Origin of the sequence: Euzebya tangerina (genome assembly GCF_003074135.1) — a bacterium.
In the GTDB taxonomy this organism is placed as follows: domain Bacteria; phylum Actinomycetota; class Nitriliruptoria; order Euzebyales; family Euzebyaceae; genus Euzebya; species Euzebya tangerina.
On the sequence record NZ_PPDK01000002.1, the window covers coordinates 565,105 to 575,425 of the forward strand.

Here is a 10,321-nt window from a genome sequence, read left to right on the forward strand (position 1 = left end):
GTCTTGGTGGGTGGACTTGCCGCCTGTCAGGCGCGGCAGGTCCACCCACCGAACCAAGCCGGCACCGCCCAGTGACCCCACACGCCGACGTGAACACCCCCGGTCGGAGCGCGGACGTCGTGGTGGTCGGCGGGGGGCCGGCCGGGCTCGCCTCAGCGCTCCTCGCCGCGCGGCGCGGGTTCTCCGTGGTCCTGGTCGAGGCGTCCGACCGGCTCGGCGGGATGTCGGCCAGCGTGACGGTGAGCGGCCAGCGCGTGGACCTCGGCAGCCATCGTCTGCACCCCGCGGCCTCGGCCCGCAGCCGTGCGCTCGTCGAGGAGCTGTTGGGCGAGGACGTGCAGGTCCGCCCCCGTCGCGGCCGCCTGCGGTTGGGGGAGCGGTGGGTTGGCTTCCCGCTGCAGGTCGGCGACCTGGTTCGCACCGTCCCACCCGCCCAGGCGCTCGCCATCGGCCGGGATCTGCTCACCGGCCCCCTGCGGCGCGAAGCCCCATCCGACTCCTACGCCGACGTGATCCGCGCCCGCCTGGGCCCGACGGTACTCCGCACCTTCCACGGTCCGTACGCCGAGAAGCTCTGGGGTGTTCCGCCCTCCCGCCTCGCGGGCGAGCTGGCCCGGCGACGGATCGCCCTGACCGGGGGAGGGGACGTGCTCCGCAAGCTCGTCGGCACCGCCAGACCCGAGGGTCGGACGTTCCTCTACCCGCGGCTGGGCTACGGCCAGATCGCCGAGCGCCTGGCCGAAGCGGCGGTCGAGGCCGGCGTCGATATCGCATTGGCCGACGCGCCTGCACAGCTATCGGTCGCCAGCAGCCCGCGACCCTCGGCGTCCGCAGGATCGGGTGCGCCCGGTCCCGCTCCGGCCGCGGCGGGACCCAGCGCGACGGTCAGCGTGACGCTCGGCTCCGGGCGGCGATTGACCGCGAAGCGGGTCCTCTGGACGGCGCCGCCCGACGCACTGCTCGAGGCGATGGGCGAGGAGGCCGCCGTGCCGGTCGCCGGGTTGGACTTCCGTGGCGTCGTCCTCGTCTACCTCACGCTGCAGCGCCCGCAGTACACGGCCTTCGACGCCCACTACGTCCCCACGCCCGGCGTGCCGTTCGTGCGCCTCTCCGAACCCAAGAACTATCGGGACGGTCCCGACCCGCCGGACACGACCGTGATCTGTGCCGAGGTCCCGGCCTCCGTCGGTGATCGCACCTGGTCGTCCTCGGTGCAAGAACTCGGGTCGCTGGTGGCAGACGGCATCCAGCGGCTGGGGCTGCCAGCTGTGCGGCCGTCCGCCGTCGAGGTCATCCGGTTGCCCAGGGTGTACCCCCGGTACGGCAACGACGCCGTCCCAGGGCTGCGGCGGCTGGTCCAGCGCGCCGGGTCGATCCCAGGGGTCACCTTGCTGGGTCGGCAGGGGCTGACCGTCATCGACAACCTCCACCACGTCATCGAGATGGCCCACCTGGCTGTCGGCTGCCTCACGGACGACGGCGCGTGGGACGACTCACGCTGGCAGCGCGCTCTGGGCGAGATCGCCACCAACGTCGTGGAGGACTGAGGGCGGCCCCTCAGCGGGGCGGGCCCGGGCGGCGGAGTCACAGGGGGCTGGCAAGATCAGGTTGTGCCCGAAAACCCTGCTCTCGCGTTTCGCCCGGATCCGGGGACGATCCCGACCGATCCGGGCTGCTACCTGTGGCGGGACCGGCACGGCCGGGTCATCTACGTCGGGAAGGCGAAGAACCTGCGGTCACGGCTGGCGTCCTACTTCCAGGACCTCTCCCAGCTGCACCAGCGGACCCAGGCCATGGTCGAGGCGGCCGCAGCCGTGGAGTGGATCATCGTCGCCTCGGACGTCGAGTCGCTGCACCTCGAGTACAACCTGATCAAGCAGCACCGACCGCGGTTCAACATCCGCTACAACGATGACAAATCCTACCCCTACCTGGCGGTCACCCTGGGGGAGGACGTGCCGCGAGCCATGGTTCGCCGCAACCCGCGCAACGACGGCACCCGCTACTTCGGCCCCTACGCCCACGCCTACGCCATCCGCGAGACGCTGGATCTGCTGCTGCGCGTGTATCCCGTCCGGACGTGCTCGAAGGGGGTCTTCGACCGCCACCGCCGGTCGGGTCGTCCCTGCCTGCTGTTCCACATCGGCAAGTGCTCGGCCCCGTGCACGGGGGAGGTGAGCACCGAGGAGCACGACGAGCTGCTCGACGGGCTCATGGGCTTCATCGAGGGCGACACCGACGGCGCCGTCGAGGAACTGCAGCGCCGGATGCAGGCCGAGGCGGACAAGCAGAACTACGAGGCAGCGGCACGGATCCGTGACCAGCTGAAGGCGATGGAGACCGCCCTGGCGAAGCAGGTCATGGTGACGGGACGCCGTGAGGACTTCGACGCCATCAGCTGGCACGCCGATGAGTTGGAGGTGGCCTTCCAGGTCTTCTTCGTCCGACGCGGCCGGGTGGTCGGCCGCAAGGGCTGGACGGTCGACCGCGTGGAGGCCCTCGACATGGCGGCGCTCCTGACCCGCTTCATCGTGCAGGTCTTCAGCGAGCGGGTCTCAACCCTCGGCCGTCCGTCCCGCACGCTCACGGCCACCGCGAAGGGCGGCTCGGACGGGCTGCTCAAGGAGCCCGACTTCGCCACCACGCAGGTCGTGGGGAAAGAGGTGCTGGTTCCCGAGATGCCTGAGGACGCCGACGTCCTCGAGGAGCTGCTCGCCGAGCTGCGCGGCTCCAGGGTCACCATCCGCGTCCCGCAACGAGGCCCCAAGGTGACGGTCCTCGAGACGGTGCGCGAGAACGCCGAGGAGTCCTTCCAGCAGCATCGGCTCAAGCGCGCCAAGGACTTCAACGCACGTTCGCAGGCGCTCAAGGAACTTCAGGAGCACCTGTCCCTCGAGCAGGCCCCGCTGCGCATCGAGTGCTACGACATCTCCACCCTGCAGGGGACGAACTCGGTCGCCTCGATGGTCGTCATGGAGGACGGGCTGCCACGCAAGAGCGAGTACCGCCGCTTCAAGATCCGCGGTGTCGTCGGCCAGGACGACTTCGCCATGATGAACGAGGTCATCACGCGCCGGTTCAAGCGGTACCTCGCGGAGAAGGACGAGCTCGAGACACGCGACGGCCAACCCGGCAAGTTCGCCTACCCACCCAACCTCGTCCTCATCGACGGCGGGAAGGGGCAGCTCGGGGCCGCCAAGCGTGCGCTCGATGACCTTGGCGTCGAAGGAGTGGAGATCGCGTCCCTCGCGAAGAAGATGGAGGAGGTCTTCCGCCCCGGCCGGGCCGAGTCGATCATGCTGCCGCGCTCCTCCGAGGCACTGTTCCTCGTCATGCGGATCCGCGACGAGGCCCACCGGTTCGCCATCACCTACCACCGCAGCCTGCGCGGCAAGGAGATGGTCGAGAGCGTCTTCGACGACATCCCGGGCGTCGGGCCCGCGCGGCGGACGGCGCTCATGACGCACTTCGGCACGGTCAAGGCCGTCCGCGAGGCCAGCGCAGCCGACCTGGCGGAGGTGGACGGGATCAGCGACACCCTTGCCGGGACGATCCACGACCACCTCCGACCGCGGGTTGGCGCGCGAGCACACTAGGCTCATCACCGTGGAGCACCCAGACGAGCCCATGGACGCGGCCGCGCAGCCAACCATCGCCATCATCACCGGTCTCTCCGGCGCAGGACGAACCACGGCAGCCAAGGTCCTCGAGGACCTCGGCTACTTCGTCATCGACAACATGCCGCCCCAGCTGCTTGATTCCGTCGTCACACTGGCCACCGGACCCGGCGCCGAGGTCAGCCGGATCGCGCTGGTCATCGACGTCCGGGGCCGGCAGTTCTTCGGTGACCTCCGCCAGACCGTCCGCTCCTTGGAGGAGCGCGGCCTGAGCGTCCGGGTCCTGTACCTGGAGGCGTCGACCCAGAGCCTGGTCCAGCGCTACGAAGCCGGCCGGCGGGTGCATCCGCTGGCAGGCGAGGACCGCGTGATCGAGGGGATCGCAAGGGAGCGTGAGATCCTGGCCGAGCTCCGCGCCGACGCGGACCTGGTCATCGACACGACGAAGCTGAACGTCCACCAACTTCGGGACAAGCTGACCGACGCGTTCGGCTCGCCGGGCGACACCGTGATGGTCACCAACATGGTCTCGTTCGGCTTCAAGCACGGAACGCCTCGTGACGCCGACATGATGTTCGACGTCCGGTTCCTGCCGAACCCGCACTGGGTCCCCGAACTCAAGCCGTACACGGGCCTCGACGAGCCCGTTCGCGACTACGTGCTGGGTCAGCCGGAGGCCCAGGAGTTCCTGGATCACCTGCTCCCGCTGCTGGATCTGATGATCCCTGCCTTCCGTCGTGAGGGGAAGCGGTACCTCACCATCGCGATCGGCTGCACCGGCGGCAAGCACCGGTCCGTGGCCCTCACCGAACGGGTCGCGGCGCACATCCGGCAGGACGGGCAGACCGTCCACGTCAACCACCGTGACCGTCTGCGGGAGTAGCCCCAGCGTGCACGGCTCTTTCTCCCACACGGCGGATCCTCGCACCAGCGTGGTCGCGATCGGCGGCGGGCACGGCCTGGCGCGGACGCTGGAGGCACTGGTCGAGTTGGGACTGCACCCCGACGCGGTGGTCACCGTCGCGGACGATGGTGGCAGCAGCGGCAAGTTGCGGTCCGACCACAAGATCATGGCGCTCGGGGACATGCGGATGGCCCTCGAGACCCTGGCCCGGACCGGCCCCCTCGCCACCGTCTTCGGTCACCGCTTCTCCGCGGGCCAACTGGAGGGGCATGCTGTCGGCAACCTGATCCTCTTGGCGCTGCTCGAGCAGGGGGGTGGTGATGTCGGAACCGCGGTCGCCACCGCCGGCAGGATGCTCGGCTGTGCCGGGCGGGTTCACCCCTGCACCACCAGCGAGGTGACCCTCTGCGCCCGCATCGACGGGACGACGGTTCGGGGTCAGGTGGCGATCGCGACGACGGTCGGGACCATCGAAGAGGTCTGGTCCGATCCCGGGGACGTCCCTGCCTTCCGGGGCGCCCGTGGCGCCATCGAGGCGGCCGAGCTGATCCTGCTGGGGCCAGGGAGCCTGTACACCTCGGTCATCCCCAACCTCCTCGTGCCCGAGATCGCCGTGGCCGTCGAGGCCAGCACCGCTCCGCTGGTGTACGTCGGCAACCTCACCTCCCAACCGGGCGAGACCGCAGGCATGGACCTCCAGGCACACGTCGAGGCGCTGCTGCGCTACCTGCCGGGTCGACGACCCGTCACCGTCCTGGCCCACGACGGCCCACCAGCGGAGGGGTCGGGGGCCTCCCTGGCTCCGGTCGTCGACCACCCCCGGGTGCGCGTGGTGACCGGTGATCTGGCCAGCCGACGGCCTGATGGGACCGTCGTCGCCGCACACGACTCCCAGCGGCTGGCGAACCAGCTGTCGCAGATCTTGACCGCGGCACGACCCTCGACCGCCTGACGATCGCGCGCGTGTGAGCCTGACCACCGCACTTCGCGAGGAGCTGGCGCACCTGCCGGGCCGTGACGACGACGGGCGGCAGGCGGAGCTTGCCGCCATGGTCCGGTTCGGCGGGAGTCTCACCCTCCGTGGGGGCGCTGACGGCACCCGCGTGACGGTGGTCGTCCGGTGCGGCCACGGGGCAGTGGCGCGACGGCTGCGCGAGAGCGTGCTCGACCTCCTGGGGGACCGACCAACCGTGATCCAGTCCGCCGGCACACTCGACCGAACATCGGCCTACCTCGTCGAGTTGGCCGGCCCGGGGTTGACGACGCTCGGTCTGTTGGACGCCGATGGGCGACCCCAGCGTGGGATTCGACCGCCGCACACAGGCCGGCCGCTGGACTACCTCGCGGGTGCGGTGATGGTCGCCGGCCGCCTGTCCGGCACCGGTCAGCCCGTGCACTTCGAGATCGCGGCGCCCAGCGAGCCAACCGCAGCGGACCTCGCCGCCATGCTCAGCCGACGCGCCACCGGCGCCCGAGTGGTCATCAAGAGCGGTGAGGCCGTCGGCGACCTGCTGATCGGCATGGGCGCACACGGAACGTTCCTCGAGTTCGATCAGAGCCGCATGCGGCGGGAGCTCCGCGGACGGGTCAACCGCTCCGTCAACGCCGAGCGTGCGAACCTGCGCCGCTCGACCGCGGCCGCCGCAGGCCAGATCGACCGCATCAACGGGATCGTTGCCGCCATCGGTTGGGACGGCATGCCGGCCGAGCTGCGCGATGTGGCGCTGGTCCGGATCGCCAACCCCGCCGCCTCACTGGCCGACCTCGGCCAACTGCTCGACCCACCCGTGGGCAAGGCGACCGTCCACCGTCGTCTGGCACGAATCGACCAGTTGGCCCAGGAGACAGCCGAGCAGATCGATCCCGACACGGGCTGAGCCGTCCGACCGGTCACCCGTTCTCACCTGCATCGCACGGTTGCGACCGGCCGCCGTGGGCTATGTTCACGGCGCACCGGAACCCCCAACAGCTCAAGGAGCGCGTGTCCCCCATGACCACCAAGGTCGGCATCAACGGCTTCGGCCGCATCGGTCGCAACTTTCTCCGAGCCGCCAAGAAGGGCGGCGCTGACATCGACATCGTCGGCGTCAACGATCTGACCAGCAACGACACGCTGGCCCATCTGCTCAAGTACGACAGCGTTCACGGCGTCTTCCCGGGCAGCGTCGAGGTGAACGAGGACGGACTCGTCATCGACGGCGACACGCTGAAGGTGATGTCCGAGCGCGATCCCGCAAACCTGCCGTGGGGTGACCTCGGCGCCGACATCGTCATCGAGTCGACCGGGCTCTTCACATCGCGGGACAAGGCTGCCCTCCACCTCGACGGCGGCGCCAAGAAGGTCCTCATCTCCGCACCGGCCAAGAACGAGGACGTCACGCTGGTCATGGGCGTCAACACCGACACCTACGACCCGGACAACCACCACGTCATCTCCAACGCCTCCTGCACGACCAACTCGGTGGTTCCGATGGCGAAGGTCCTGGACGAGAGCTTCGGGATCGAGCAGGGCTTCATGACCACGATCCACGCCTACACCAACGACCAGGGAACCCAGGACGCGCCCCACAAGGACCTCCGCCGGGCTCGTGCTGCTGCCGTCAACATCATCCCGACCACGACCGGGGCCGCCAAGGCGGCATCCCTGGCGCTGCCGCAGCTGGAGGGAAAGCTGGACGGCATGGCCGTCCGGGTGCCCGTCCCCGACGGCTCCGTCACCGACCTCACCGTGACCCTCAGTCGCGAGGTCACCGCCGACGAGGTCAACGCCGCCTTCAAGGCGGCCGCGGAAGGATCGCTCAAGGGGATCCTCGAGTACACCACCGATCCCATCGTCTCCTCCGACATCGTGGGCAACCCCCACTCGTGCATCCTCGACGGCCTGACCACCATGGCCATGGGCAACACGGTCAAGTGCCTCGGCTGGTACGACAACGAGTGGGGCTACTCCTGCCGCCTCATCGACCTCGTCGACTTCGTCGCCGCCTCTCTCTAGCGCGGTGGCTGACGCCCTTCCCGGCCTGGATCAGCTGGACGCAGCCGGTCGGCGCGTCCTGGTCCGGGCCGACCTGAACGTCCCGCTGACCGACACGGGTGAGGTCGCCGACGACTTCCGGCTGGTCGCGGTGGTCCCCACCATCAACCGGCTGCGGCAGGCCGGCGCCCGCGTGATCCTGATGAGCCACCTGGGTCGACCCAAGGGCGAGGTCGTGGAGAGTCTGCGATTGGCCCCCGTCGCCGGTCGGCTGGCCTCCCTGCTCGAGACCGACGTGCGGTACGCCCGCGACACCATCGGTGAGGAGGCCCGTGCGACGGTCGCCGACCTGGCCGACGGCGAGGTGGCACTCCTCGAGAACCTGCGGTTCGAGCCGGGGGAGAAGGCCAACGCCCCCGACTTCGCGGCCGAACTTGCCGGCCTGGGTGAGGTCTACGTCAGCGAGGCCTTCGGTGCCGCCCACCGGGCCCACGCCTCCACCGTCGGGGTTCCTGCCGTGCTGAGCCAGCACTACGCCGGCGATCTGCTGGCCGCGGAGATCCGGGCGCTGTCCCGACTCCTCGACGCGCCCGAGTCACCCTTCGTCGCAATCCTCGGTGGTGCGAAGGTCAGCGACAAGATCGAGATCATCCAGAGCCTGCTCCCGCGCGTCGACCACCTGCTCATCGGCGGGGCGATGTGCTTCACGTTCCTGGCCGCCACAGGCGGGTCGGTCGGTGCCTCCCGCGTCGAGGAGGACCAGATCGAGACTGCGCTCTCGCTGCTCGACCAAGCCACGGAGCAGGGGGTGGAGATCCACCTGCCGACCGACATCGTGGCAGCAAGCGACTTCGCAGCGGACGCCGATCACCGTGTCGTCCCCGCCGACGACATCCCCGCCGGCATGATGGGTCTTGACATCGGGCCGGACTCCGCCGAGGCGTACGCGGCGGTCATCGCCGGCGCCTCGATGGTGCTGTGGAACGGACCCATGGGCGTCTTCGAGTGGGCGGCCTTCGCCGCCGGGACGGAGGCCGTGGCCCGGGCGGTCGCTGAGAACGGCGGCTACACCGTCATCGGCGGCGGCGACAGCGCCGCCGCGGTGCGCCAGATGGGCCTGGCGTCGGCCATGAGTCACGTCTCCACCGGCGGCGGCGCGTCACTGGAGTTCCTGGAGGGTAAGGACCTCCCGGGCGTCGAAGCACTGAAGAACTGACCGCGAGATCCCCGGAGGACACCCTCATGAGTCGCAAGCCGATCATTGCAGGCAACTGGAAGATGAACCTCACGCACCTGGAGGGCATCGCCCTGGTGCAGAACCTCAGCTACCACCTGACGCAGGATGACTACGACGCCACCGACGTGGCCGTGATCCCGCCCTTCACCAGCCTGCGATCCATCCAGACGCTCATCGAGGGCGACCGTCTCGCGATCAGGTTGGGGGCGCAGAGCTGTCACCACGAGCCCTCCGGCGCCTACACCGGCGAGATCGCCGCCCCGATGCTGGCTGCACTGGCCTGCGAGTTCGTCCTCGCGGGCCACTCCGAACGTCGAGCGCTGTTCGGGGAGGACGACGGGGTCGTGAACAGCAAGATCAAGGCGATCCTGGGGGCCGAGATGACGCCCATCCTCTGCGTCGGCGAGACGCTCGAGGAGCGTGACGCGGACCAGGTCGAGGCCGTCATCTCCAGCCAGGTGACCGGCAGCCTTGCCGGGATCGCAGCCGAGGACGTGGCCGGCATGGTCATCGCCTACGAGCCCGTGTGGGCCATCGGGACCGGCCGCACCGCTCTCGCATCGGACGCCAACGACGGCTGTGGTGTGGTCCGTCGGACCGTTGCCGAGCTGCACGGCCAGGACACCGCCGACGCCGTCCGCGTGCAGTACGGCGGGTCGGTCAAGCCGGGCAACGTGGCCGAGTTGATGAGCCAGCCCGAGATCGACGGCGCTCTGGTCGGTGGCGCGAGCCTGACCGCTGACGACTTCGCGGTGATCGCTCGGTTCAAGCGCCTGTGACTCGCAGTAGACTCACCTGAGACGGACACCGACCACGCGAACGGACCACCACGATGGGCAAGCGGAACAAGCACCTGCAAGGTCTTCTCGGACCGCTCGAGACTGATGTCATGGAGATGGTGTGGACGCTGGAGGAGGCGACCGTCCGCGATGTGCACGCAAGCCTCGCCGATCGGCGTGACCTTGCCTACACCACCATCATGACCACGATGGCGCGGTTGGCGGCCAAGGGTCTGCTGGAACGTGACACCACCGGCCTGGCGCACCGCTACCGCCCGACCATCAGCCGGGATGACTACGCCCGCTCCACCGTCACGTCGGTTGTCGACTGGTTGGTCCAGGCCTTCCCCGAACCAGCCATGAGCTACTTCGTCGAGAAGATCGACGACAGCTCCGATGCGGACGTCGTCGCCACGCTGAGGGCCAGCATCGACGCCAAGCGGGCGGAAGAGGACCGGTAGACCGCGAGGGCCAGGCACTCCGGTGAGTTCCAGTGGGTTCATGTCAGATGGGTTGGGCGTCTTCGTGTCGCTCGAGTCGTTCGCCGTCCGGGCACTGCTCGGCTCGGTCCTCGCGGCGGTTGTTGCCGCACTGGCGGCGCGGTTCGGGCTGATCCGATCGGGCCGGGCCCGCCGGACCTTGATCCTCGCTCCTGTTGTTGTCGCGGCCGCGGCCGCGGCGGCCTGCCTAGCCCCAGGCAGCACCTTCCTCCCATCACTGGTGGTCAGTGTCGCGGACGGCCAGCCCTTCGAGGTCTTCGGGTCCACCTTCGCGATCCGTCGGCTGGAGTGGCTACTCGTGGCCTACGGG

The 10,321-nt window shown here is 69.5% G+C and carries 10 protein-coding genes; all 10 read left to right on the top strand.

The annotated features are described in order from the left end of the window. The first annotated feature begins 71 nt into the window (after positions 1 to 71). Positions 72 to 1,547: a protoporphyrinogen/coproporphyrinogen oxidase gene (locus C1746_RS18310; RefSeq protein WP_162867926.1), complete on the top strand. Its 1,476-nt coding sequence runs from the start codon at positions 72 to 74 to the stop codon at positions 1,545 to 1,547. Positions 1,548 to 1,610: 63 nt separating this feature from the next. Then, positions 1,611 to 3,596 carry an excinuclease ABC subunit UvrC gene (uvrC, locus tag C1746_RS18315; RefSeq protein WP_116716185.1) on the top strand — a complete coding sequence of 662 codons (1,986 nt, stop codon included), beginning with the start codon at positions 1,611 to 1,613 and terminating at the stop codon, positions 3,594 to 3,596. Between the two features lie 10 nt (positions 3,597 to 3,606). Then, positions 3,607 to 4,500 (top strand): RNase adapter RapZ, encoded by an 894-nt coding sequence (rapZ, locus tag C1746_RS18320; RefSeq protein ID WP_240599045.1) that lies wholly within the window; start codon positions 3,607 to 3,609, stop codon positions 4,498 to 4,500. A 7-nt stretch (positions 4,501 to 4,507) separates the two neighbouring features. Then, positions 4,508 to 5,473, top strand: coding sequence for a gluconeogenesis factor YvcK family protein (locus tag C1746_RS18325; protein ID WP_162867927.1), 966 nt, complete (start codon positions 4,508 to 4,510; stop codon positions 5,471 to 5,473). A 13-nt stretch (positions 5,474 to 5,486) separates the two neighbouring features. After that, entirely contained in the window at positions 5,487 to 6,398 is a 912-nt protein-coding gene (gene whiA, locus C1746_RS18330; protein WP_116716188.1) for a DNA-binding protein WhiA, read from the top strand. A gap of 113 nt (positions 6,399 to 6,511) precedes the next feature. Beyond that, positions 6,512 to 7,516 (top strand): type I glyceraldehyde-3-phosphate dehydrogenase, encoded by a 1,005-nt coding sequence (gene gap, locus C1746_RS18335; protein WP_116716233.1) that lies wholly within the window; start codon positions 6,512 to 6,514, stop codon positions 7,514 to 7,516. Positions 7,517 to 7,520: 4 nt separating this feature from the next. Beyond that, a complete protein-coding gene (locus tag C1746_RS18340; RefSeq protein WP_240599047.1) occupies positions 7,521 to 8,711 on the top strand; it encodes a phosphoglycerate kinase in 1,191 nt (396 codons plus the stop codon). Between the two features lie 26 nt (positions 8,712 to 8,737). Beyond that, positions 8,738 to 9,511, top strand: a complete 774-nt coding sequence (gene tpiA / locus C1746_RS18345) for a triose-phosphate isomerase (protein WP_116716189.1) — start codon at positions 8,738 to 8,740, stop codon at positions 9,509 to 9,511. Positions 9,512 to 9,564: 53 nt separating this feature from the next. Further along, positions 9,565 to 9,972: a BlaI/MecI/CopY family transcriptional regulator gene (locus C1746_RS18350; protein ID WP_116716190.1), complete on the top strand. Its 408-nt coding sequence runs from the start codon at positions 9,565 to 9,567 to the stop codon at positions 9,970 to 9,972. Positions 9,973 to 10,012: 40 nt separating this feature from the next. After that, a partial coding sequence (locus tag C1746_RS18355; protein ID WP_162867928.1) for a hypothetical protein occupies positions 10,013 to 10,321 on the top strand: 309 nt, incomplete at its 3' end.